23 protein-coding genes are annotated in these 23,786 nt (G+C 42.8%); 5 read left to right on the top strand and 18 right to left on the bottom strand.

Annotation, left to right across the window (positions count from 1 at the left end; all coding sequences use genetic code 11):
• Positions 1-271: 271 nt before the first annotated feature.
• Positions 272-1,042 carry an SDR family NAD(P)-dependent oxidoreductase gene (locus DC094_RS05595; protein WP_116686065.1) on the top strand — a complete coding sequence of 257 codons (771 nt, stop codon included), beginning with the start codon at positions 272-274 and terminating at the stop codon, positions 1,040-1,042.
• 70 nt (positions 1,043-1,112) lie between these two features.
• On the opposite strand, the gene DC094_RS05600 is transcribed toward DC094_RS05595, so the two are convergent.
• From DC094_RS05600 to DC094_RS05675, 16 genes are all read right to left on the bottom strand, one after another.
• Positions 1,113-1,844: a hypothetical protein gene (locus DC094_RS05600; protein WP_116686066.1), complete on the bottom strand. Its 732-nt coding sequence runs from the start codon at positions 1,842-1,844 to the stop codon at positions 1,113-1,115.
• Positions 1,845-1,846: 2 nt separating this feature from the next.
• A complete protein-coding gene (gene eutJ / locus DC094_RS05605; RefSeq protein WP_116686067.1) occupies positions 1,847-2,740 on the bottom strand; it encodes an ethanolamine utilization protein EutJ in 894 nt (297 codons plus the stop codon).
• A 139-nt stretch (positions 2,741-2,879) separates the two neighbouring features.
• Positions 2,880-3,515, bottom strand: a complete 636-nt coding sequence (gene pduL / locus DC094_RS05610) for a phosphate propanoyltransferase (RefSeq protein WP_116686068.1) — start codon at positions 3,513-3,515, stop codon at positions 2,880-2,882.
• Between the two features lie 339 nt (positions 3,516-3,854).
• The gene (locus tag DC094_RS05615; RefSeq protein ID WP_116686069.1) at positions 3,855-4,142 is read right to left on the bottom strand and encodes a BMC domain-containing protein; all 288 of its coding nucleotides are present in this window, start codon (positions 4,140-4,142) and stop codon (positions 3,855-3,857) included.
• Between the two features lie 26 nt (positions 4,143-4,168).
• Positions 4,169-5,647, bottom strand: coding sequence for an acetaldehyde dehydrogenase (acetylating) (locus DC094_RS05620; protein WP_116686070.1), 1,479 nt, complete (start codon positions 5,645-5,647; stop codon positions 4,169-4,171).
• Between the two features lie 13 nt (positions 5,648-5,660).
• Positions 5,661-6,332: a BMC domain-containing protein gene (locus tag DC094_RS22830; protein ID WP_116686071.1), complete on the bottom strand. Its 672-nt coding sequence runs from the start codon at positions 6,330-6,332 to the stop codon at positions 5,661-5,663.
• A 29-nt stretch (positions 6,333-6,361) separates the two neighbouring features.
• Positions 6,362-7,015, bottom strand: coding sequence for an ethanolamine utilization microcompartment protein EutL (gene eutL, locus DC094_RS05630; RefSeq protein WP_116686072.1), 654 nt, complete (start codon positions 7,013-7,015; stop codon positions 6,362-6,364).
• Positions 7,016-7,039: 24 nt separating this feature from the next.
• Positions 7,040-7,981 (bottom strand): ethanolamine ammonia-lyase subunit EutC, encoded by a 942-nt coding sequence (gene eutC / locus DC094_RS05635; protein ID WP_116686073.1) that lies wholly within the window; start codon positions 7,979-7,981, stop codon positions 7,040-7,042.
• A gap of 20 nt (positions 7,982-8,001) precedes the next feature.
• Positions 8,002-9,366 (bottom strand): ethanolamine ammonia-lyase subunit EutB, encoded by a 1,365-nt coding sequence (locus DC094_RS05640; RefSeq protein ID WP_116686223.1) that lies wholly within the window; start codon positions 9,364-9,366, stop codon positions 8,002-8,004.
• A 529-nt stretch (positions 9,367-9,895) separates the two neighbouring features.
• Positions 9,896-10,348, bottom strand: coding sequence for a chemotaxis protein CheX (locus tag DC094_RS05645; RefSeq protein ID WP_116686074.1), 453 nt, complete (start codon positions 10,346-10,348; stop codon positions 9,896-9,898).
• Positions 10,341-10,712, bottom strand: a complete 372-nt coding sequence (locus DC094_RS05650; protein WP_116686075.1) for a response regulator — start codon at positions 10,710-10,712, stop codon at positions 10,341-10,343. Before DC094_RS05650 ends, DC094_RS05645 begins: the two co-directional genes overlap by 8 nt.
• Positions 10,705-12,864 carry a type IV pili methyl-accepting chemotaxis transducer N-terminal domain-containing protein gene (locus DC094_RS05655; protein WP_116686076.1) on the bottom strand — a complete coding sequence of 720 codons (2,160 nt, stop codon included), beginning with the start codon at positions 12,862-12,864 and terminating at the stop codon, positions 10,705-10,707. The genes DC094_RS05650 and DC094_RS05655 overlap by 8 nt, the downstream gene beginning before the upstream one ends.
• 417 nt (positions 12,865-13,281) lie before the next feature.
• On the bottom strand, positions 13,282-13,800 hold the full coding sequence (locus DC094_RS05660; protein ID WP_133245470.1) for a DUF3299 domain-containing protein: 519 nt from the start codon (positions 13,798-13,800) through the stop codon (positions 13,282-13,284).
• Positions 13,801-13,878: 78 nt separating this feature from the next.
• Complete coding sequence (locus DC094_RS05665; RefSeq protein WP_116686078.1) at positions 13,879-15,135, bottom strand: ABC transporter permease; 1,257 nt, start codon at positions 15,133-15,135, stop codon at positions 13,879-13,881.
• Positions 15,135-15,896 (bottom strand): ABC transporter ATP-binding protein, encoded by a 762-nt coding sequence (locus DC094_RS05670; protein WP_116686079.1) that lies wholly within the window; start codon positions 15,894-15,896, stop codon positions 15,135-15,137. Before DC094_RS05670 ends, DC094_RS05665 begins: the two co-directional genes overlap by 1 nt.
• A gap of 2 nt (positions 15,897-15,898) precedes the next feature.
• The gene (locus DC094_RS05675; protein ID WP_116686080.1) at positions 15,899-16,537 is read right to left on the bottom strand and encodes a ZrgA family zinc uptake protein; all 639 of its coding nucleotides are present in this window, start codon (positions 16,535-16,537) and stop codon (positions 15,899-15,901) included.
• Positions 16,538-17,444: 907 nt separating this feature from the next.
• On the opposite strand from DC094_RS05675, the gene eat reads away from it, so the two are divergent.
• Both eat and eutA read left to right on the top strand, forming a co-directional pair.
• Positions 17,445-18,863 (top strand): ethanolamine permease, encoded by a 1,419-nt coding sequence (eat, locus tag DC094_RS05680; RefSeq protein WP_116686081.1) that lies wholly within the window; start codon positions 17,445-17,447, stop codon positions 18,861-18,863.
• 389 nt (positions 18,864-19,252) lie between these two features.
• Positions 19,253-20,773 (top strand): ethanolamine ammonia-lyase reactivating factor EutA, encoded by a 1,521-nt coding sequence (gene eutA / locus DC094_RS05685; RefSeq protein WP_116686082.1) that lies wholly within the window; start codon positions 19,253-19,255, stop codon positions 20,771-20,773.
• Here eutA and DC094_RS05690 read toward each other — a convergent pair.
• Entirely contained in the window at positions 20,748-21,077 is a 330-nt protein-coding gene (locus DC094_RS05690) for a hypothetical protein (RefSeq protein ID WP_116686083.1), read from the bottom strand. The two genes, eutA and DC094_RS05690, sit on opposite strands and share 26 nt — an antisense overlap.
• A gap of 42 nt (positions 21,078-21,119) precedes the next feature.
• Entirely contained in the window at positions 21,120-21,338 is a 219-nt protein-coding gene (locus tag DC094_RS05695; protein ID WP_116686084.1) for a hypothetical protein, read from the bottom strand.
• On the opposite strand from DC094_RS05695, the gene DC094_RS05700 reads away from it, so the two are divergent.
• Both DC094_RS05700 and DC094_RS05705 read left to right on the top strand, forming a co-directional pair.
• Positions 21,339-22,799 (top strand): hypothetical protein, encoded by a 1,461-nt coding sequence (locus DC094_RS05700; protein WP_116686085.1) that lies wholly within the window; start codon positions 21,339-21,341, stop codon positions 22,797-22,799.
• A 205-nt stretch (positions 22,800-23,004) separates the two neighbouring features.
• Positions 23,005-23,748: a hypothetical protein gene (locus DC094_RS05705; protein ID WP_116686086.1), complete on the top strand. Its 744-nt coding sequence runs from the start codon at positions 23,005-23,007 to the stop codon at positions 23,746-23,748.
• Positions 23,749-23,786 lie beyond the last annotated feature (38 nt).

Consider the following 23,786-nt stretch of genomic DNA (forward strand, 5'->3'; position numbering starts at 1 on the left):
TTGCATAGTCATTCAACCCTTGCTTTTGTATGTTTTTTAAATACACCGATTTCATGCCTGACGTAGCATTTTAACAAGATGAAAATATAATGTGACATTAAATCATGAAAATTTGTTGCTATAGAATAAATAAAAACATACAAAAAATATTGAAAGTGTCAGCTTTTTTTGAAAAGAGCTTCTATAGCTTTCAACCGGCACTATTTGCTAACCTGCTTACAAATAAAAAAGAAAATTCTGGATAGCATGACTATCTAGCACAGAGGCAACTATGCAGCTTAGGGACAAGACTGTACTGATTACTGGAGCGTCTTCGGGAATTGGCCGTGCAATAGCGATCAAGCTGGCACAACAAAACAATCAAATCATCATTACTGCCCGGCGTAGCGACTTACTACAACAGGTGCAGCAAATTATCGAAGCCGATGGCGGCCAATGCTTAGCTATTACCGCTGATGCTTTGGATCAGAATGCAGCAAGCGCAATTGTTAAATCCGCGGCAGCCAGATTTGGCAATATAGATGCTGCGTTGCTCAACATCGGAGATGGGCCATCAATGAACATGGCTACGATTAGCGCCGATGAAGTCAAACAGAACATGCGGATCAACTACGACACTATGGTCAATTATTTGATTCCGCTAATTGAACAAATGAAATCGCAAAAACATGGATTGATTGCTCAAACCAATTCATTAGCCGGTTTCGTCGGCTTACCCATGCAAGGCCCATACTCTGCTGCTAAATCTGCCGGTCGAATATTGTTTGATTCTTGCAGAATTGAATTAAAGCCATGGAACATCAAGATGGTGTCATTACACCCAGGGTTCGTTGCGACGGAGCGAGTCGCTTCTGATGGTATTCCTGCACCATTTGAAATAACTGAGCAACAAGCAGTCAATTACATTATTCGTGGTATGCAAAAACAAAAGAATGACTTCTTGTTTCCCTTTACACTTCGTTGGCTTATCCGGTTGGCGCGAGTATTACCGAAATCATTAATTGGAAAGATTACTCAATCATCTGTACCTGAAAACTACTGAGTATTTTTTTGCCATATAAAAAACGCCATCCCAGATAGCTGGAATGGCGTTTTATTTTTGCCCACGCTATTTAAAGCTCTTCGGCGGTGTAAACCCGAAGTTTGTGCAGCTTGATATAGTCTTTGGCTAAAGGGGTAATGATCGCCCCTGTGCATAATTGAACCTGACTATGCCCTTGCTCGTGGAGCCTGCGAAGTTGCTTTTCTTGAATCAGCTTGCCATCTAATATGGCTTTGGCAGAAATCAAGAGCTCTGGTTGATTAATTGAACAAACCTTATCCTTACAGGAAAGTTTTTTAACATCAACCTCTTGCATTTTTCCCGAGTCAATTCGGGGCGCATTGTTGCCAGATTGTGCTTCGATTTCTGTGATTTGGCGCACGTACTTACTAACACCAAAAGCAAAAATTGACTCAAGTCGTTTTTCTAACAATGAGAATACAACCGGGTTAGCCGTTTGCTGACATTGTAAAAAAGAAACGCCTGGTTCATATATCCAAACATCTACACCATTAAGTAGTGCATTTAAAATGGCTTCAACTCGAGCGTCTTCTGCTTTGGCTTCAGCCAGCAGGCTTAAGAAAGGCAAATCCATTTCACTAATTAGAATCGGCTGCTGATCTTCGCCACCACCTTGTGAAAATGGCTGCAGTTCATAGCAATCAAAATCAGATAAATCTTCTGGAATAGCACCTAAAACGCGCAATGCCTGCTTTGGTTGCAGTGCCTGTAACACACTATTATCTGACAAAGCCGCCATCACGGTACGCGTAATCTGATCTATTAATTGCTCATTAATCATGATTAAACACGGCCTCCAGCTGCCTGATTTTTCAACTGCATTGCATCCATAGCACTAATTGCAATACCTAGCGGTGTAATTAAAAATGGATTAACTGGTTTATGAGTTGCTACACCTGTTTGCTTTTCAATAATATTTTCAAAATCAGGTAAGCAACAAGTACCACCGGCTAAGTACAAGTTATGAACTTCGTGGCCCACTAGATGGTTTTTTACCAAAGTGCCCATTTTTTCAATTACTGGCCGCACGATACCAACAATTTCTCTATGGCGAGAACTGTCTTTTTTTAATGTTTCGGCTTCATCAAATGGAATACGGAAATTACCCGCTAATACCAGAGATAAATGGGTACCACCGGTTGGCTCGTCCATGGTGTAAATGACTTTGCCATCTTTAAATATCGATAAACCGGTAGTGCCACCACCAATATCAATCACGCCGCCATTCTGAATTTCCAACACACGGTTTGCTGCGGTCGGTTCATCCAGCATATTGATAATTTCTAAGCCACAAGCTTCAACCACATACTTATGGGCTTTACATTCTGCTTCTGCGGTATTGGAAGGCATGGCAATTGCGGCATATTGCAATTCAAAACTAGTTCTGCCAGTTTTTTCACAAATACGCTGTTCAAGCTTTTCTTTAAGTTGGCGAACAATTCTTTGGGCGCCCATAAAGTCGACCACTAGGCCATCTTTAAGTACCTGGGCAAACTGCATCTCAGTTGCGACAGCTTGCCCATTTTCGTTTAGCACCACTAAAACAATATATGCGGTACCTAAATCGACACCAACAACCAGTTTGGATGGATCAGTAATTTCACCCACTTCTTCAAGGCTTTTTTCGACAGCCTCAATTCGGCGTTTTACCTTTTCGCAATCAAAATTGCTAGCCAATTGAAATACTCCTAATAAAGCAGCTGTCTAACGCAGAAACTACGCTAGCCACATACGCTTTATCAAACTTTCAAAAAAGCCAGCGATTTCAAATAAAACACTGGCCTAATTAAAATAAAATTTATTTAAAACGAACCGACTAGCAGGATCTCGCGATCACTTCACCAACAGTGTTCGGCATGAGATCGACCGCATTCGCTTCATCAAAATCGATGTGCATGGATAATGAAAAACGAGAATTAACTCGAACCAATACATCATTAAACGTAATGCCGCGGCCACATTGTACTTTCACGTCAACTTCATCCTTATCCTTAACACCTAAACGTTCGGCATCTTCTGGCGTCATATGAATATGGTTGCGTGCAACAATGACACCTTCGTTTAAGGTGACAAAATTAGTACCGGCAGTCATTACTAAACCTGGCGAACCTTTCACATTACCTGATTCCCTGATTGGGGCATCTACACCAACAATTCGAGCATCGGTACGTGATAATTCAGCTTGGGTTTCTGGGCGAGCTGGGCCTAACACAGCAACGTTTTGCAACATGCCTTTAGGGCCAATAAGATTGACTCGTTCCTGACACAGGTATTGACCTGGCTGGGATAATTCTCTTTTTGGCGTTAGCTGATGGCCACGACCAAATAAAATATCTACATCCTTCTGGCAAAGATGGACATGCCGACCTGATGCTTCAACAGGAATAGTGTTTTTTCCCTGAAATTCGGCAATCACCTTGTCGATAATCTGAACGATTTGCTGCTGATTCATTTCTTTGCCTGTACTGCAATTAATTCCTATAAGAAACCAACTGCGTGCTATTCAACTGAGTCCAAAACTATTGACCTGAACCTTTTCAGATTAAAACTAAAGATTCAGATTAAAGTCTCTTTTTGCGCTTTGTAGTATTTTCTATGATTTGTTTGTGCCTTACAGCACTAGCTGCCATTCAATTACTTCAATTAGATAGCTGCTGGAAAAAACCAACAGCTACCCAATAAGCGCTGCAACTTAAAAAACATCAAGCTGCAGCACTTTCCTGGCAGGTGTTCTTTTTAATCGAAATTTTAAGCACACAGCGCTTCATGCATAAAATATCGATTTAAAAAATTACTTAACCTGAGTTTGAGGCAGGATAATTTCTACTTCGTTATGTGGACGTGGGATAACGTGTACAGAGATCAGCTCTCCAACACGCTCAGCTGCTGCTGCGCCTGCGTCAGTTGCTGCTTTAACCGCGCCAACATCACCGCGAACCATTACAGTTACCAGACCACCGCCAACCATCTCTTTACCAACCAGAGTTACGTTAGCTGCTTTAACCATTGCGTCAGCAGCTTCTACAGCGCCAACCAGACCTTTGGTTTCGATCATTCCCAGTGCGTTAGTAATTGACATAATAATTTTCTCCTGTCAGGTATAAATTAGATATTTTGTAAACGTTGCATAATCAATTTGGTCAACTGGTCGACATCGACTTCAGCTGCCTGATTACAAGATTCAGCAGTGCTTGAGCATACTGGCGCTGCAGCCAATTCTTCTGGCTCACAAATGCCATAAGCGACATACCGAATATTCAACAAATTAAGCGGAGTTACATTGTCCGAGGTCGCGGAACCACCAACACTGCCACAACCAAGTGTGAATGCTGGTGAAATTCCGGTCGTTGCGCCAACACCACCATGGGTAGATGGCGTATTTACAACTAAACGGGACACTGGTTTCTTCAACGCGAATTCGCGGACTAAGGCGTCATCTTTAGTATGAAGGGCTAAAGTGTGGCCTGCACCCATATAGGTCAATAATTCGATGCAGTGATTACAAGCTTGGTGGCTATCTTCAACGACATAGAAACCTAAAGTTGGGCATAATTTTTCCCAGCTAAATGGATATTTTTTACCCACATTTTCCACCGGCTGCTCGGCAACTAATACTCGAGTACCTTCAGGAACGGTAATGCCAGCCATTTCAGCCAGAACCATTGCACTTTTACCAACCACCTTGGCATTTAATCCGCCGCGAGCATTGGTCAGTAATTTTTCCATTGCTGCAATTTCCCAATGATTCAGGAAATAACAATCTTCATTTACTAATGCCTGCTTCACTTTTTCTGCAATGCAAGATTCAGTAACAACATGCTGCTCAGATGCGCAAACCGTGCCGTAATCAAAAGTCTTGGAAAGCACAATATGACGTGCTGCTTTTTCGATATCAGCAGACCGTTCAATAAATGCAGGAACATTACCCGGCCCAACACCCAGCGCAGGATTACCTGAGCTATAGGCTGCGTGAACCATTGCAGAACCACCAGTTGCCAGAATAATTCCGGTACCTGAATTGCTCATTAATTCTTTGGTGCCTTCTTGCGTAGGCGTTAGCATCAAGCCGATCATATCTTCAGAAACACCGCAGCGATGCAGTACTTCTTTTAAAATACGAACCGTTTCACTAATAGATTTTAATGCACCAGGATGCGGGCTCATGATGACCGCGTTACCAGCTTTCAAGCTGATAATAGCTTTATAAATGGTGGTTGAGGTTGGGTTAGTCGACGGAATTAATGCCGCTACAACGCCAAAAGGAACACCCACTTTAATCAGCTTCTTTTCTGGAACTTCTTCGATAATTCCAATGGTCCGCATATCCTTGATGGATTCCAGCAAAATGCGGGATGCCAACAAGTTTTTGGTGGTTTTATCTTCCACCTTACCGAATCCAGTTTCTGCAACTGCCATTTCTGCCAGACGTACCGCATCACGCTCACCAGCTAAAGCCAGTTCACGACAAATGCTATCAACCTTTTGTTGGTCGAAATCTGCAAAAACTTGCTGGGCTTTAGTCGCCCGGCGAATCAAGTTGCGGACTTCCTGAACCGACAGTAAATCTCTGTCCAGTCCTTCCATATCAGCTCACCTACTATTTAGAATTACCGTTGCTTAAATGCGCCAAAATGGCTTCGATTAACTGATTTTTCTTAGCGAACTTAATTTCATTTCGGCTCATTGAAAAATCTTCGAAGTTTCTGGCTAATTGCCGCAACTTAATTGTTTTCTGCAATCTCAAAGTTTCATCAGTCACTGGTTGCTCTTGCTCGGCATCCATTACTGTTGTCTCTGAAATTACATTAGAATTTTCTACTGGCTCAGGCTTTACCTGCTCAGATTGTTTTTCAACAACTTGCGCAGTTTCAATATCAGGGGTATTAACAATGACTACTTGTTTAGCCTTTGTTCTTTGAACCTCTGCATCTTGAAGGTCTGTTTCCTGCGTCAGCACATTACTTGAAACACTGGATGCGGATTGATTGGCAATGGAACCTGGCGTCCATAAAATACCGCAAAGCTCTTCTGATGGACGTGGAATCACATGGGTGGAAACCACCGTACCCACTCTTGCCGCCGCTTCACTGCCTGCTGCCACAGCAGCTTGTACCGCTGCAACATCACCACGAACAATTACTGTCACCAAACCAGCTTTTGCCAGCTCAATACTTTCCACGGTGACCCAAGCTGATTTAACAGCTGCGTCTGCCGCTTCAATGGCCGGGGGATATCCCAAGGTTTCAATTAAACCTGCTGCTTGACTCATGAATTAATTCCGTCTGGTTCAGGCATTGATTAAAAAAGTTTTGGTTCGTCAGCGATCGCGATAACGGCATCAGCAAATGCTTCACAAGCTGCTTTACAAGCAGACTGCGAACCTGTCAGCAAACCACCACCGAAGTTGGTTTCTGAAGGCGGTTCAAATAAAGTCGCCAACTGAACATCAGCCGCTTTTAATGCAGCATCAATACCGACCATAGATTCCAATGGAGGGGCAATTAAATAAGCTAGCGCGCCACCTTCTTCGGTTTCCGCCATGTCCGCTAAAAAAGCGCCGGTGCGAGATACGGTCTGTGCGTAATAACAAATGCTGTCTTCATCGTTTGCGCTATAAAACGCAAATTCATTTTCAATACAGTCAATTGCTCTATTTAATCCACTTCGAATTTCATCTGGATTTGGCCCAGCTAAAATACCGATAACTTCACCCGCTAATGCGGTATTCGCATTGGCAGCGCCACCGTAGAATGACTTACCCAGCACCACTTTTACTTCTGCATGCTTGGTTGCTTCATCTAGTGCGCAATAAGTCACATCATCGCAATCTGAAGTAATCAAACCGATTGAGCGCCAGCCCTGGGGCAGTTTTAACTGCTTGGCCATAGCTTCATCAACATTTGGGATCATTTTTACACTAAGTACCGATGCACCGAGACGATCGCCTTTCATGTTTTTATCCTCAATTTTTTAATGCTAGAGCTTGAGCTCAACGCCACTCATTTTCTGGTCAGCAATTTTTCTCACAATATTCGCCACATGGGCACCTGCTTCTGCAGACGGTGTTCCACGCTTATGAATATTGGAAACTACGGTACGGTTTGCTTCAGGCATTCCGCGCGTTCCGCGCCAGGTCAAATAAGCGCCCATAGACTCACCGGTTGCCAAGCCAGGGCGCTCTCCTACCAGACAAACAGTGACATCGGCATTAGTAACTTCGGTAACATGATCCATTGCACCGACACGGCCGTATTTAACAAATATCGGCTTGCCGACTTTTAACCCGTAACCTTCCAGACCCTGCTTTAATGCAGGCAGGATGTTTTCCAGATTGGCAGTAATCGCTGTTGAAGAAAGACCATCACACACAACAATTTGCACCTGGGCTTCATTGAATCGTGCATCGCGACTCATTTCTGCTTTCAGCTTTTCAATACTGGCATCGTTAAGAATTCTTCCGAGGTCTGGACGTGTGACATACATGTCTTTGTCATCGACTCGGGTTTGCAAAGAAACCAGCTGATTTCTTTCGATAAATTCGTCAGGTACATCATTAAAAACCGCATCAATTGCTACCGCATGGTCAGCGCGAAAACGCAACATAGTCAGTGTTTTATAACGTGGCCCTGCGTGGCCAATACCCAAGCGAGCAGGCGTTTTAGCCTTCAGCTTCATGTATTCTTCACGGTTTTCTGGATTATCAATCGCCATATATTCCGAAGTATCTATCTCGGTAATATCGACTAATTGATCATCTGCTACATCATCAATTATCGTTGCACTTTCATTAGTGCTTTTAACGACACTTGCAGTAGCAGCTTCTATTTGGGACTGAAGCAGTTCTGGCTTGAGTTCATCCGGGTTAATTTCCGAAAGCACTTTGCCGATCAGACTTTTCAGTTCTTGTTCTGAAATCATCAAGTATTACTCCTCGGCAGTTACTTCAGGAAAATAGAAGCGTCACCGGACTTTTTGGTCAGGCGGCCGTTTTCCATAAAGCCCATTTTTTCGCACCACAACTCAAACTCACGAATAGGTCTTTTGCCGAATAATTCGCGCATCGTTGCAACATCGTGATAACCAGTAGTCTGATACATCAACATAATGTCATCGCCAGCAGGAATGCCCATTAAATAGGTACACCCAGCAGCGGTCAGTAATACCGCTAACGACTCGTTATCGTTCTGGTCTGTTTTCATATGGTTGGTGTAGCAAACGTCCACGCCCATTGGCAGGCCGTGCATTTTGCCGCAGAAATGATCTTCCAAACCGGCACGAATAACCTGTTTGCCGTCATACAAATATTCCGGTCCAATAAAACCAACAACGGTATTTACTAGGAAAGGATTATAATGACGAGCCAAGCCATAACAGCGAGATTCCATGGTTTGCTGGTCAGCACCAAAATGCGCTTCAGAAGAAAGTTCCGCGCCTTGTCCTGTTTCGAAATACATAACATTCGGACCAGTACAAGTACCTTGACTTAGCATTAATTGTTCAGCATCGCTCAAGTTCTGAAGGTTAAAGCCAAAAGCTTCATTACCTTTTTGCGAACCGGCAATCGACTGGAAAATCATATCGGCTGGAGCACCGCGCTGTACCGCTTCCATCTGGGTAGTCACGTGGGCTAATACACAATTCTGAGTTGGGATCTCCCAGCGCTGTTTGATTTCTTCAAATTGATGCAGGCAGCGATAAACACTATCAGCACTATCATCAACCGGATTCAAACCAATAACGGCATCACCAATACCGTAACTCAAACCTTCCAGAGTTGAGATGCGAATGCCATCAACATCATCGGTAGTGTGATTTGGCTGCAAACGCGCTGAAAGTGTGCCGCGTTTACCAATCGTAGTATTACAAGTCGCCAACACTTCAATCTTGTTTGCTGAGTAAATTAAATCGGCATTAGTCATTAATTTACATACGGCAGCAATCACTTCTGAAGTTAAGCCGCGACTGGCACGTAATAACATCTCGCCAGTAGTGTCGAAATCAAGAATCCACTCCCGAAGTTCGGAAACAGACCAGTTTTTCATCCCCGCATAGATTCTCTCGTTGATGTCATCCTGAATAATTCGGGTTACATCATCTATTTCGTAAGGAACTACAGGGTTGTTTCGAAGATCTGCTACGGTCATGCGAGAGAGCACTTCCTTAGCGGCCACCATTTCGGTAATGGATTCTGCTGCTACACCGGCAAGAATATCACCAGAGCGAATCTCATTGGCCTTTGCGAGAACCTCTTTGATGCTAGCAAATTGGTATACCTTGCCAAACAATCTAGTTTTGAGTTGCATGTTTCGGCCTTCGTGATAGGAGTCTAAATTCAACATCTGCCTATACCCAAACCACCTTAAATTCAGATTTTGAAGTAGTTTGGGTATAGGCCGATATAACAGGAGAAATTAGAGCACTATCGACTTAGACCTCTTGACTCAAGTCAGCCGACAAACTCTCACGAATTGCCGTAAATCAACAAATTTAATGGGTATTTATTCTTCACTTTTTAATTTTAAAACGATGCAAATGCAACCTATTGCTTTTAAAAACTTTAATTAACAATCAGAAAAAAATAAAATTTATACGCAATTAAACATGAATGTTATGTGTATTTTTTACAACAATAAAACAAAGTTTACACCGACGAACTGGTAAGACCAGTTTGATAGTCAGAAAAATCCACTTGCGACAACAACAAAACGAAAGCTTCATTTGTTATGAACGAATTAAGCGCTAGTCAGGCATAAAAAAACGCCATACTTTTGTTTTAACAAAAAATATGGCGCTGGCAACTCTAAGCTTTAATTCAAAAGCAACCAAATCTGGTTAACTGCTTTGCAAGCAGATCACTACCGATGCGCTATAAGACTTCCAGCTTATAGGTATAACGTATGAGCGTGTGTTTTGCGGCAAGTGAATTGCTGAAGGGTAACCTTCGACCACGACTGGAACGGATATCATAAACTCTTGACCAAACTCTCGCCGGGCATTGCCTGAAATGGTATTGGCAACTTCTCCAACAATATCAATAATATTGCCTTCAGATGTATCATTTTCACCAATACTCAACAGCAAGTGCTTCAGCAAAACTTTAGGCGCAGTAAAATAAACGCAGCCCTTGCTCGGGCCTGATACACCGATAATTCCAGTATAATCAAGCGCTGCTGGCTTAGTATTATCAATTAAGTACGGTGTCCCAACGTTTACTTCTTTATCGGAGGTATGTTCGAAATACCGAATAACACCATCAATAAAAACCTGTAACACTGCTTCAGACATCTAAATGCTCCGTCAATTCGATTAATGCTTCACTAAGCTGTTGCTCAGTAAATGGTTTAATTAGAAAACCTTGAGCGCCTTTTTCTAGTGCCTCAATCCCCGTCGCTTTGTCTGACAAAGCAGAAACCACCAGAATAGAAACATTTGGGTTGATTGCCATTAAGTGCTGGATACAAGCGATGCCATCCATTTCTGGCATGGTGATATCCATGGTCACCACATCAGGCTGATGCACCTTGAACAAACTGACTGCTTCTTTGCCATTGCAAGCAGAAGCAACCATAGAAAACCTGCCAGAATCAAAAGCTCGCTGAATTTTATTTCGGATGATATTGGAATCATCGACCGTCATTAATTTAAGCATTTACAGCAATCTCTCCAATATTCCCCGTCATTTCAATCTCATCAACTATTTCAATGCCTGCAAGTTGTGGTGGAATCGAAATCGAGAAGGTACTACCAACGCCTTTTCTAAAACCAACTGTCATTTTTCCGGCCAACTCATTGACCATGTCTTTAACTGCAACCATTCCTACGCCGCGGCCTGAATCACTATCAACCTGACCTTGAGTAGACAGATCTGGCTCGAAGATCATCGAGATAAGCTGCTTGTGATCCATTCTTGCTGCTTGTGCTTCGTCAGCAATTCCTGCCTCAATAGCACGCGCTCGAATTGCTTCTAAATTGAAACCAGCACCGTCATCCTGGAATACATATTCATACGAACCATCATTACGCTTGGCAAAACGAACTAATATTTTTCCAACCGGTTTCTTACTTGCCTGAATACGCTGATCTGGTAGTTCAATACCATGGCTGATTGCATTGCGAATAAATTGAATGGTGATCGAATTAAGCTTTTGCAGTAAATCCTGTTCTAGAACATGATCATTCAATCCTGCATGAATCAGTTCGACTTGTTTTCCTTGTCTCGCTGCTACTGAAGCAGTTAACTCATGTAAGTGATCCCAATTATGGCGATCTGACATGGCCACTTTTTGATTACAATCTTCAGTAGATTTATCTGCCACCAGCCTCAATTTATCGACCAGCTTTTCAGTTGCTTCGGTCTGATCCATCATTCGATCAAGCATTACGGTTAGCTTAAGGAAGTCATTACCAGTCAAGTCAGCTTTGCCTTTCAAGGCTGCAATCTGATCTTCAAAGTCATGGGCAAGCGACACAAACTGATCAAGGCTTAATGCCGATGATTCACCTTTAAAACCATGAACCAAAGCGCCAATCGCATTGGCTTTGTCTTGCAGTTGTGAACGTGACTTAGAGCTTTCTCGTAAAACCTCATTTATTTGTTCAAAGGTTTTATAAGAGTTATCGATAAACATCAGTAACATATCAAAATCAGCATGAATAATAGAAGTCAGCATTTCCATTTGCTGCTCACCTTGCTGTTTGGCTGACTCCAACTCTTTAGCTAGCTGAACTTGGCGCGTGATATCACTAACGGTAACTAATATGTTCAAGCTGGAATCTTCAGAATGAACCCGCGAAAAAGAAAACTTGATAAATTTACTTTCATACACGCCTTCATCATTAGAAATATGAATTTCAACTTCATTTAATGGATTCAAGTCACCAATCAGGCTTGCCTTAACATTAGGCCGGAACAGTAGCTTGATAAAACTATGTGCCGTTGATAGATCTTTTTCAGAAACCACATTTTTTAACAACGAATCAAACGATTGACCTGGAAAATCATCTCGCCCAAAAATGGTCTTCAATTCTCGCGAATGCTGCTCACCAATAATCAAATCGTTATCCAGCAGAAATAAACCTTCGTTTACCGTATCAAGAATTTCCTGCGTTTCACCCCGCGCCGCATCAACTCGCTCGTCCGACTCTCTTAACTGCCGAACAAAGTGAAACATGATGATGAAGAAGTTGATGATTGCCAGCGAGATACCAATAGTCTGGATAATTCGCAAACGAGTGGCTTTGGAACTGGCGACTTGCTCCAAATCAGTGGTTAAGGTGTTCATCAGTTTCAATAAAACCAGGTTTTTTTGGCTGCCATATTCAATGGCTTCTTCCAGCCGCTCACTAAAAAAACCTAGGTTTTCTATCGGATTAACCGACAGTAAGTCATCAACCTTTTCCAAATAAGGCTGCCAGATTTGCCCAGCATCAATTACCGCCAGCCGACCTTCTTCAGAGTCCACTCGATTGATTTCAACCTGACTACCCGCAGTACCTAGAGTATTTCCACCAGTTCGAAAGGCTTCTAACGTGGTATCAAATAAAACCGTGGTATTGCGTAGTTCATTGATTGCTTCTACTACCGACTCATCGGCATCTTGCGATACTTTAATATCCAACAATGACTTCATCATCCGCTGGGAAAGCATCCGCTGACGACCCGCAACGTTTACACCCACCGCATCATCGGCAATTTCAAATGAAATATAGAAATTCAGCAGCAAAACCGATGCATCTAGTAAAAGAAATAAGGCAACTGAGACAATTATTCCTTTATATTTTCCGTAATCAGATATCCGCATAACAACCCCACGTTACTAACATTAATTTGCTCCTGTTACTTGTTTTTTAAGCAGAAACCAACTGAACCTGAATTCGCATTACTGATAGTTTTTTTCAGCCAGCAAAAAAATAAACAACTCTATAAGATGAGTTTTATTTACCTGTTTTATTGTTGGTCAATCAGATAACTCAAAAGCAACCTCCATTAAGAGACTTATGGGCTTTCCTTTTGAGCGGCTGCGAATATTCACCAAAATAGGTCGTCTGCCATGGATGCGGATCAAGGGAGAATTAAAGCTTACCGAGCAATATTGAAAAATGAGCTCTAGCTAACAGTTTTACTAACACAAGTTGACTTGAGCTTGATTTCGTTTTTCTCTTTTTCATAAAAAAGCCCCGGCAAACCGAGGCTTATGCAACAAAAAGATGACTAAGCGTTATTTTATTTCAGGTTGGTAAGCTTCTATTTTGGTGACATCAATTGAATAGAGCGCTTCCGCATATTCTGTCTGCTTGCTGGATGCGCTCAGCACACCATAGACCCAAAAGGGCTCCCAACCTTTGTCAGAATACGCCTTCCCTTCGGCATACTTCATGTAAACCATTTGGTTGGCTGGCGGTGGTGGTGTGTGAATGCAAGCGCCCACTGTTGGCACCAAAAGGAATTCAGTTGCTTTCCCAGCATCACCGGCAGCTAACGGCACTAGGTAACCTGGAATACGAACCAGTTGCCCATTCAATTCTGGCAGCACCTTGAGCCCGAGCTCTTGGAGATAGTCTCGCAGTTCTATCGGTGTAATTTTTTGCTCATCAAAACGTTTTTTGATTTCTTCTGAAACCGGTGGCCGCATTTGATCCCAGTAAAGGGTTTTAACCTTAATTGCATCATCTGCCGCAAATAACGAAAAAGACGAAAATAGCGGCAACAGCAGCAAACTTAATAAAATAGCTCTCACAATCAACCTCTCACTCTTGAATTCATTTAATCCACTTAATCCCGCGACTTAACAACGCAGGCTTGTCATCACCAGCCGTTAATAATGCAAACTTAAACCATCTGAAAGTGCGTTTCGGTAGGCGCGCCAAGCAGGAATAAAACCAACTAAAGCAGCACCGGCCAGCACACCAGACAACATGAGCCATTCACTCTGACGAGGCCAGTCAAAGCCGACGGTAATACCGTATTGGCTTTGTAATAGCGGCCCGAGCAACCCCAGCAACAAATATAAACTGGCTAGCCCTGCCAAGCAGCCAATCAATCCGTAAAAAAGTGCTTCTAATTCCAGCAGTATGAAAATATGTAGCGGCCTAGCGCCAACTGCTCGCAAAATCGCCATTTCTCTACGCCGTTCATTCAGGGAGGTTAAAATTGCCGTTAGCATGCCCGACAACCCAGCTACCACCACCAACAGTGAAATCGCCAACAGTATTTTTTCCACCACACTAATCAATTGCCATAACTGCTGTAGCGTAACACCGGGTAAAACAGCCATTAATGGCTCACCCGAATATTCATTAATCCAACGCTGTACCGAAAATGCCGCAATTCGAGACTTCAAACCAACAAAAGCCGCAGTAACGGCTTTCGGTTGCAGATCCATTTGTTTAACTCGATCTGCTGAAATCGAAAAGCCTGGTATTGCTGGCGCACCATCTAGCCAATCAATGTGTAGCGCTTCTATTCCTTGTAGCGATACCAAAATAGCCCGATCAAGCGGCGTACCTGTTCGCTGTAAAATGCCTGAAACAGAAAACGGTTTGTCCTGATGCTGTTGCAGAGAATTTTTCTCAACACCATGGCTGAGTACAATTTTTTGATCAATTTGATAGTTCAGCTGGCTGGCAACATCAGCACCTAAAACTGCTTGAAACACCCCATCGAATGTTTGCCCCTGAGCAAAAGTTAGCGATTGCTTATTACCAAATTTATAGCGTTTAAAAATATTCTTTTCGGTGCCGACAACCCTAAAACCCTGGTGCGAATCACCAAGCGACAAAGGCACCACCCAGTCAACTTTTTTTTGCTTGCGAATCGCTTCAATTGAAGACCAGCGCATATTGTTAGTGGCATCTCCTATGTGAAACACCGAGTACAGCAACAACTGAATGCCACCTGAGCGAGCGCCCACTAACAAATCAGTGCCCGCGATGGTACGAGTAAAGTTATCTCTCGCCTCATAACGCATTCGTTCGACACCTAACAATAAAACCACGCTAATGGTGATTGAAAAAATGGTTAGAGCGGCGGTCAATCGTCGGTTCCACAGGCTTTGCAATGCAAGTTTAAACATCAAATAATCTCCCGTTGTGGCTGGAAGCTCTTATTGATGTCCCCTAAAGAAATGCATCGATCAAAGCCTTTCTCCAAACTCGGATCATGACTGACAAACATCAGCGCACAATCGCTGCGCTGGCATTGTTCAAATAACAAATCCATAAAGGCATTTCGGCTGGAATGATCTAAAGCGGAAGTGGGCTCATCGGCAATTAACAAACCCGGATTGCCGATTAATGCTCTGGCAACTGCAACGCGTTGCTGCTGGCCAATACTCAATTGCTGTACCGGTCGATCATGCAAGTTTTCAGACAAGCCAAGCCCGGTTAAAAGTACCGAAGCGGCTTGAGATATCGAACCATGTTCAGCAATTGCTGCTTTTTTTCGACGAGCAGAAAACTGGCAACTCAGCAAAACATTGTCACGCATGGTTAGCCAAGGCATTAGATTAAATTGCTGAAAAACGAACCCGATATGATCCGCACGAAATTTATCTTTTGCCGAAGGGCTTAAATCAGCCAATGGTTGGCCAAACAAAGATAATTCGCCTTGATAGCCTTGTAGTATTCCACCAATCAAACTCAATAAAGTTGTTTTGCCACTTCCACTTGGCCCGCGTAAGAATAATTTCTCACCACGCGCCAATGATAGATGCGGAATATCCAGCAAATAGAGTGACGCAGCTAACTCAGGGTTAACTGCTGATTTTGAATCAGCTGCTTTGCCCGAATTCCAAGCAAAGCGCAGCTGATTAATTTCCAATACAGATGATGTCATTTTCAAAAGTTGAACTGGTTATTTTTAGCCGTTAACTGACCTAGTTTTTGCCCTGCTGGCAACAAGATGCGTAGCTTCAATTGCTGACTGCCCGGAAAGCGCTCAAACAGCTTACTGGTCAGACTGTTGATTTGCTCAGGCTGCTGACATTGATACAACCAGCTGGCATGAAATTCTATATGACCAGCTTCTTCGTGATCGACATGGTCTTTGTGTTCGTCATGATCTTTGTGTTCTTCATGATCTTCGTGATCGACATGGTCTTTGTGTTCGTCATGATCTTTGTGTTCGTCATGGTCTTTGTGTTCTTCATGCCCATGATCATCTTCACCTTCCGTTTCAATTTCAGCCTCGGCCTCAACTAGCTGGCAATTGGCTTGCGCGTTGAAACTGAACCATTGCTGCTTTAATAGTGCAACCGCCTGATGCGCTTTAGATTTCTGTTGATCTGTTTTAAGTTGTTCAAAACCGAGTAAGTCTTGACCAGGAACCCGCAGCTCCATTAAAACGCTGTTGCCTTCCACGGCTACATCTAGACTGCCAGCACCATGTTGGTGGGCAGAAAGATTGTCGGCGGCATAAGCAACCGATGCAGTGGTCATTAAAACAACAGCCGCTACCAACTTAAAACAGGCTTTCATCAACAAGACTCCAAATCATCAACATAGACTAATTGTTATAATATAACGTTGCGAAACCATCATGACCAGACCATTCGGACAAACTGCTCACAAGCAGATTTTAACCTTACCCCATCTGCCTGCGACTCAGTCACTGTATTAGATGCAGAAAAAGCCAAAACACTTTAACCCGTGTCTTAATTTAAGCACCTATTATTTCTAGGTAAGTTAAATAGCTTAATCTAACCCAAGGCCTACCTCTTAAAATCAAAGCAGCAAAAACCACTATTAAGATGCAACTGACAGGAATCTAATGCGGCCAGCCCATCATTTATATACACAAGAAATCAATACAGCAATCACAGCATCGTATTTCACCGCTACAACCAATTAAGTTATTCTGCATTACTTAAAATGCATAACAAATGAATCTTTCGTTTGTAATTTCTTTTTCTCTAAATCTTTAAAAATCACTTTTCAGCTATCGCTTTTATCGATAAATCATGGTTCTGTAACATAATTGCTAGAAACAAACTCAAGCATATGAATGAAAAAGATAAAGTTACAAAGCGTTACATTAAAACATTAGGCCCTCTACTTTTAAGCAAAAAATATTAACGATTTCTAGCTATAAGTTTCCATAATCATTGAGTCATGTCAGATTTTGAAAATTTAGCATTGTTAATCTCAGCGTTGGTCTCGTTGTTCTTTCCGGCCAACAAGAATTTTAAACAAATGTTCTCAAATGAAAGTATGCGAAATATTTATTTAAACTCTTGGATGTCAAAATCATTTAATGCAAGCGCCTTTAATTCATCGCACTTTCATCATTTGCTTTAAAAGTTCAATCGGGAAATAAATGCTAGTGAAATCAGGATGATTTTACTTTAGTGCGGTAATCCTTCTCAAAGCATGGGGTTATAAGGGTATGTCTGATACGGGTTATGATTCAGTTGACCAGAACTATCTGGAACAACGTAAATTAAAGAAAGGCGCTGCCGGATGGATGCTTCTGGCGAGCTTGGGTGTTGCATACGTAATTTCCGGTGACTTCTCAGGTTGGAACCTGGGTATGGGCGTCGGCGGTTTTGGCGGTATGTTTATTGGCATGATTCTAATGGGAATTATGTATTTATTCATGGTGCTTTCAATTGCTGAGCTTTCTGCTTCTCTGCCTACTGCAGGTGGCGGTTATAGTTTTGCTCGTCGTGCATTAGGTCGCTGGGGCGGCTATATGACAGGAACAGCAATTCTACTTGAATATATGATTGCTCCAGCAGCAATCGTAATTTTCATCGGTGGTTATGTTGAAGCATTAACAGGCTTAAACGGACCATTTGTTTATGCTGCATTTTATGCGTTATTCGTAGGCATTCATTTATTTGGTGCCGGTGAAGCATTAAAAATAATGATGGTTATTACCGCATTAGCAGTGTCTGCTTTGTTGGTTTTTGTTATTGGCATGATTCCTCACTTCGATGCTGCGAATTTATTTAATGTTCCAGTAAATGAAGCAGCTATCGGTGCAAGCGCATTTTTGCCTAATGGCTATATGGGTGTTTGGAGTTGTATTCCTTTCGCTATCTGGTTATTCCTGGCAGTTGAAGGCGTGCCTCTGGCAGCAGAAGAAGCAGACGATCCAGCGAAAGATATGCCTAAAGGTATTATCACTGCGATGATCTTCCTGTTGATCTCCGGTACCTTGGTATTATTCTTAGCTCCAGGTGGTGCAGGTGCAGCAGCTATGGGCGTTTCTGGCGCACCATTAGTAGAAGCATTGCAAGCCGTTTATGGCCAAGATTCTTTTGCCGCTAAATACGTTAACGTAGTGGGCTTAGCCGGTCTTATCGCCAGCTTCTTCTCTATTATTTACGGTTATAGCCGCCAAGTATTTGCACTGTCGCGTGCAGGTTATATTCCTCGCTGGTTATCAGTCACTACCAAAAAGCATGTACCAGCGCGCGCGCTGATCGTACCTGGTGTCATTGGTTTTGTACTGTCACTGACTGAGCAAGGCGATTTGATGATCACCATGGCAGTTTTCGGTGCCACTATTTCTTATGCATTAATGACCCTGTCTCACATGGTTTTACGTGTTAAAGAACCAGATCTGGAGCGTCCTTATAGAACTCCAGGTGGTATGGTGACTTCCGGTATCGCATTTGTATTGTCGATTCTGGCGTTCATTTCTACCTTCTTCGTAAGCTGGCAAGCAGCTCTGTGGAGTGGTGCATTCTACGCAGTCATGATTGCGTACTTTGCCTTCTACAGCAGCAAGCACTTGGTTGCTCAAGCACCTGAAGAAGAGTTCGCAGCCATTGCAGCAGCACAAGCTGAATTGAGCTAATTCAGCTCAGCTTTAACTGTTAAAAAGCGCGAAAAAATGCCGACCTCCATGGTCGGCATTTTATTTACAGGGATGTAATGTATGTCATAAAGAGCCAGGATGGCGGTATGACGACTTACAGGGATGTAATGTATGTCATAAAGAGCCAGGATGGCGGTATGACGATTTACAGGGATGTAATGTATGTCATAAAGAGCCAGGATGGCGGTTCAATGATTTAGAGCGATGGTATTACGCCCATCAATAGATACCGTAAAAAAACCGCTATCGCTCAAATCAAACTCTTGACCACAAATCCCAACATTATTGATATAAGACCGCTAATCATTCTCAATCCAGCGCGATAATTCTGCTTATAATTTCTTCGCGGCATATCTGACTCAATCCTTATGAAACAGAAAATTCTTAGCGCCGGCATCGACATTGGCACCTCGACCACTCAATTAGTATTCACAGAGATGTCTTTAGAAAACGTTTCTCCCGGGGCGATGATCCCCAAGGTTGAAATTGTCGGGCGTGAAGTATTGTTCCGCAGCCAAGTACATTTCACTCCGCTCATTTCCCATCACCAGATAGATGCGATAAAAGTCGCCGCGCTAATTGGCAATGAATTTGAAAAAGCCGGCATTCACCCCGATGACATTGATACCGGCGCAGTGATTATTACCGGCGAAACAGCCCGCAAAGAAAACGCCCGTGAAGTTGCAGATATGTTGTCTAACTTTGCTGGAGATTTTGTAGTGGCGACCGCCGGGCCAGACCTAGAAAGTATTATTGCCGGCAAAGGCGCTGGCGCAGCCAAATATTCTGATGACCAAAACTGCCTAGTCGCCAACCTCGACATTGGTGGTGGTACTACCAATATTGCGGTGTTTGACCATGGCAATGTGCTCGATACTACTTGCCTTGATATTGGCGGGCGACTGATGCGCTTTGAACCAAGCAATAGCACCCACCATAAAACCATTGCTTATATCTCAGACAAATTACAACAACTGGCCAGCAGCATCGGTTTGAATTTAAATGCGGGCGATCTAATTTCTCGCACTGAAATCGACAAAGTAGTTCAGCGCATGACCGGCATTCTCGAAGAAGTGATGGGCTTTAAAACAGAATCGCCACAACTGTCATTAATGCTTAGTCGAACTTCTGACCTCAATCGAGATTGGAAATTAGATTATCTTTCTGCCTCTGGCGGTGTTGCGGTTCATATTTACGATCAACCCGATCAAACCCAAGAAGTGGTCGCCACCGACGAGTTTGCTTATCACGATATCGGCATTTTACTCGGCCAGTCGATTAAAAAATCACTGCTCCTAAGCCAGGTAAAATCTTTTTGTCCGGCAGAAACCTTACGGGCAACGGTGATCGGCGCGGGTTCTCACGCCACGGATATTTCTGGTAGTACCATCAGTTTTTCCCGTGATGTGTTCCCGCTGATTAATGTACCGGTACTTCGATTAACCGACGAAGATGAACAATTATCGCTACCAGAAATGGCTCGGGTAATTGAAAAGAAACTCAGCTGGTTTAATTTGGCAGATGTTTCAGACCAACAAGCCGCTAACCAAAAAAACGGTACACAGAAAACCAGTGCGCAACATGTTGCACTGGCATTTAAAGGGCCAAAAAATCCGTCATTCCCATTTATCCAACAATTGGCTGATACCATCATCGATGGCATGCAACAAATGATTAAGCTGCCACAGCCTTTAATTGTCATTCTGGAAAATGACTTCGGCAAAGTGCTGGGGCAAACTCTGGAGGCCAAATTGGGTTATGGCACTAAAGACGTTATCTGCCTCGATTGTATCGACGTCAGTGATGGTGGCTATATCGATATCGGCAAACCATTGGCTGATGACAAGGTGCTGCCAGTGATTGTTAAGACGTTGGTGTTTGGGTATTAATCTCATCAGGATAGATTTCATCAGGATAGATTTCATCATAAATATCCAACGCCCACTTCTTGGTTTTGCTGACAAGCACCAACAAGGTAGTTTCTATGGCGAGAAAAACAAACGCTAGCCAAGGTGCGTTACCATCCTGAGCAAAGTTAAAGCTAATAGACCCATTAAATATCATGGAAGCGATAGAGGTTAAAGGTACCACCAGAACTACCAGCAAAAATGCGATTAACAATGATGTACTGATTTTCAGCAATTGCTCTGCATGAGCTTCCTTTGCTCGAAGGCTTCTTTTTTTGTTCTTCATTTTTCTTCTCAAAATCTTAAAGATACACTGCAGCTCTTGTGGCTAACTACCACAAGATCCTACAGAGATTACTTTTACACTTCTCTCAAAGCAAATACTTCTCTTACACCATTCAACACCCATATCATTTTGTTGTATCTGCTCAATTTTCACCGCTTTCGCTGTTTTTACCATTATCAATGTTGGTTCAGCCAAGGCAATTAACAAATTCGGCGCTATATTAGATGGCAAACTATAACAATAAGCCGTCAGGAGCTGCATATGCGATTTCCACTAGCGATCACTGCGAGCATGATCGCACTCTCAATATCCATCCCCGGTATTAGTTACGCTGCCGTAGACACCAGTACTCTGCCAGAACATGTTTGGCTGAAATCCTATACCGAGTCATTCAACCGCATGTGGTACTCAGCTGCGCGAGATGGCCAGATATTTATCAAACCTAATTACTGGCAAAGCGGCTTAATGGGAAACTGGCAGCAACTGGAATTGCCAAAAGATTTAGCCGGTGATGTTCAGGAAATCTCCTCAGATGACGAATACATCGTGGCGATAGATAGCGAGCAACGTATCTGGACCATGAAAAAAGGCTTAAAAGATGATCCATCTAAATTTACCTGGACCAAGCGCTGGGGCCCTCCCTTCTGGCTAGGTAGCGGTATGAAAATGCCTGAAAAATATCTGGACTGGGATGTTAGCTATCTGACCCCTTCAGAGGATAAGCATCACGTCGATACCGCAGGCAATCCACAATGGATCGGTACCGGCGTTACCAGTATTTATGCTGTTTATGATGACCAACAAAGAATCAGCCTGCTCGACCCTTGGCTGCCCAGCGACTACAGCTATGAAGTGTGCGGGCCGCTAAGAGGCAAGTTCAAAATGACCAGCCTTTCTACCAGTGGCTCGGGCATTATGGTGATGAATAAATATGGTGATATTTTCAGCCGGATTTATGATTTTGATATTGCCGGTTCTGATTGGGTATTCTTTCGCTACAGCTGGGAAGATCAACGCGGTGTGAAAAATCCTGCCCGGCAACTACCCGCTCCTGACTGGATTCATCAGCCCAAAATTAATGGCACCATTACCGATGAAATCACCATTCACAAAGTCGGTATTGGCGCGGTTTATCGCACCATGCGCATTGAAGGACAAGATGAGCTGGGCAATAGCGGTTTTTGGGAAAAAGATATTAACCTGATGGCTGCTACCGACTGGACTTTTAAAGTCACTGGCCAGCCCTTGAAAGGAAAGATTATCGACAACCGTCCGGGTGATACCACTGAATTAACACTGGGCGATAACGAAGATCTGGATTACTTCAAAAACAGCGGTACGTTAAAAGCCCGCATGGCTGGCATTAACTGGACAGCCGAGCTTTCAGGCTTTAACGCTTTTTGTTCTCCGGCAGATATGACCATTACCCTGAAAGACAAATCAGGCAATGAAGAAATTCTGCCTTTAATTCTGCACAGCACCGACGGTATGCGTCAGTTTAAAAAAGAACGCGGCATTACCGATAAAACCTGGAGCCAGATGGGTGCAATCGAAGTACCGCAGCATGTACTGGACAATTTGGAAGACACCCCATTAACCAGTAAATTTTTGTCGATGTATTTAATGAAAAAGCGCTTTACTAAAATACAATTAAAGCTAAAAACTGGTCAGGTACGAGTAGAGCGACTGGGTAGCGGTTTAAATTGGGTGTTTAAGCAGTAAAATACAAATGGCTGAAACTTCTGTTTCAGCCATTTTTCTGGCAAGAATCACTAAATATGAAATTTAAGATGAAAAAACTGCAGCCAATTAGAAACAACTCCTGAAATATAACCGAGGAAACAGCCTGAGCATTTAGTTTTTATTTTACCATTAAATGCTTTACCTAAAAACCTTCTAACAAACACAAGATATGGAGTAAAAATCAATGGAATGGGAAGTTTGGAGCAATTGGATGGTTGCCGTCTTCGAAGCGCTTACTAATGCCGGATGGAGTGCTATTTCTGCTATTTCAACCTTTTTGGCTGTCTTGGTTGCACTGTTTGGGCCTGCGTATTACAAACGAAGAAATGAAAAAATCCTTAAGCAGCGGTTCTACTCCGAACTTCAGCATTCAATATGTGAATACAAACATTGGATTGAAGATGTCGCCAATGCTTCTGCCAATATTCGAATGCTACCAAAATCAACATTGCTAATATCTGAAACCAAGACGTTAATCCACAATGAAGCTAGCCTGTGGCCATTGTTTGGCAGCGATGAAATTTTGGCCATGAAGGCATATGAAAAAATGCAAAAACGAATCATACTTTTGGGTGAGAAGTTAATGAGTCAAATCAATGATGAAAGGCATGAAGAAGATCTTTATCATAGCGTTGGCTACGGTGATGAAATACTTCAGCCGCTGATTAATAACATTCATCTTAGCATGAGAATGATTAAGCTAATTGACGCCATTGTTCACAAAAGAAGTAAGCTCGAGCTCAAAAAAATTGATACTCACATCACCGGTAACGAGCTTAAAAGCCACCTATCATCAAATAAAATCCTTCACGCCTTTTTAATTAGAGAAGACGAAATAACTCATGACAAAATAAAATACAAAAATCTTCTTAACGACGAGCATTTTCAAACCATCATAAGGCAACGAGAAGAAGAAATCAGAGTTTAAATACTTTGCCAATAACATCAAAGAAAGCACCTTAAAAC

The sequence above is a fragment of the Pelagibaculum spongiae genome, from assembly GCF_003097315.1.
GTDB lineage: Bacteria > Pseudomonadota > Gammaproteobacteria > Enterobacterales > Pelagibaculaceae > Pelagibaculum > Pelagibaculum spongiae.

Excerpts from the sequence above, each read along its gene's own strand:
- DC094_RS05675 (WP_116686080.1), bottom strand. The coding sequence starts at position 16,537 with ATGAAAGCCTGTTTTAAGTTGGTAGCGGCTGTTGTTTTAATGACCACT.
- DC094_RS05690 (WP_116686083.1), bottom strand. The coding sequence starts at position 21,077 with ATGAAGAACAAAAAAAGAAGCCTTCGAGCAAAGGAAGCTCATGCAGAG.
- DC094_RS05650 (WP_116686075.1), bottom strand. The coding sequence starts at position 10,712 with ATGCTTAAATTAATGACGGTCGATGATTCCAATATCATCCGAAATAAA.
- pduL (WP_116686068.1), bottom strand. The coding sequence starts at position 3,515 with ATGAATCAGCAGCAAATCGTTCAGATTATCGACAAGGTGATTGCCGAA.
- eutA (WP_116686082.1), top strand. The coding sequence starts at position 19,253 with ATGAAACAGAAAATTCTTAGCGCCGGCATCGACATTGGCACCTCGACC.
- DC094_RS05595 (WP_116686065.1), top strand. The coding sequence starts at position 272 with ATGCAGCTTAGGGACAAGACTGTACTGATTACTGGAGCGTCTTCGGGA.
- DC094_RS05695 (WP_116686084.1), bottom strand. The coding sequence starts at position 21,338 with ATGCAGCTCCTGACGGCTTATTGTTATAGTTTGCCATCTAATATAGCG.
- DC094_RS05640 (WP_116686223.1), bottom strand. The coding sequence starts at position 9,366 with ATGCAACTCAAAACTAGATTGTTTGGCAAGGTATACCAATTTGCTAGC.
- eutC (WP_116686073.1), bottom strand. The coding sequence starts at position 7,981 with ATGATTTCAGAACAAGAACTGAAAAGTCTGATCGGCAAAGTGCTTTCG.
- DC094_RS05600 (WP_116686066.1), bottom strand. The coding sequence starts at position 1,844 with ATGATTAATGAGCAATTAATAGATCAGATTACGCGTACCGTGATGGCG.
- eutL (WP_116686072.1), bottom strand. The coding sequence starts at position 7,015 with ATGAAAGGCGATCGTCTCGGTGCATCGGTACTTAGTGTAAAAATGATC.
- DC094_RS05655 (WP_116686076.1), bottom strand. The coding sequence starts at position 12,864 with ATGCGGATATCTGATTACGGAAAATATAAAGGAATAATTGTCTCAGTT.
- DC094_RS05620 (WP_116686070.1), bottom strand. The coding sequence starts at position 5,647 with ATGGAAGGACTGGACAGAGATTTACTGTCGGTTCAGGAAGTCCGCAAC.
- eat (WP_116686081.1), top strand. The coding sequence starts at position 17,445 with ATGTCTGATACGGGTTATGATTCAGTTGACCAGAACTATCTGGAACAA.
- DC094_RS05700 (WP_116686085.1), top strand. The coding sequence starts at position 21,339 with ATGCGATTTCCACTAGCGATCACTGCGAGCATGATCGCACTCTCAATA.
- DC094_RS05665 (WP_116686078.1), bottom strand. The coding sequence starts at position 15,135 with ATGTTTAAACTTGCATTGCAAAGCCTGTGGAACCGACGATTGACCGCC.
- DC094_RS05705 (WP_116686086.1), top strand. The coding sequence starts at position 23,005 with ATGGAATGGGAAGTTTGGAGCAATTGGATGGTTGCCGTCTTCGAAGCG.
- DC094_RS22830 (WP_116686071.1), bottom strand. The coding sequence starts at position 6,332 with ATGAGTCAAGCAGCAGGTTTAATTGAAACCTTGGGATATCCCCCGGCC.
- DC094_RS05615 (WP_116686069.1), bottom strand. The coding sequence starts at position 4,142 with ATGTCAATTACTAACGCACTGGGAATGATCGAAACCAAAGGTCTGGTT.
- DC094_RS05645 (WP_116686074.1), bottom strand. The coding sequence starts at position 10,348 with ATGTCTGAAGCAGTGTTACAGGTTTTTATTGATGGTGTTATTCGGTAT.
- DC094_RS05670 (WP_116686079.1), bottom strand. The coding sequence starts at position 15,896 with ATGACATCATCTGTATTGGAAATTAATCAGCTGCGCTTTGCTTGGAAT.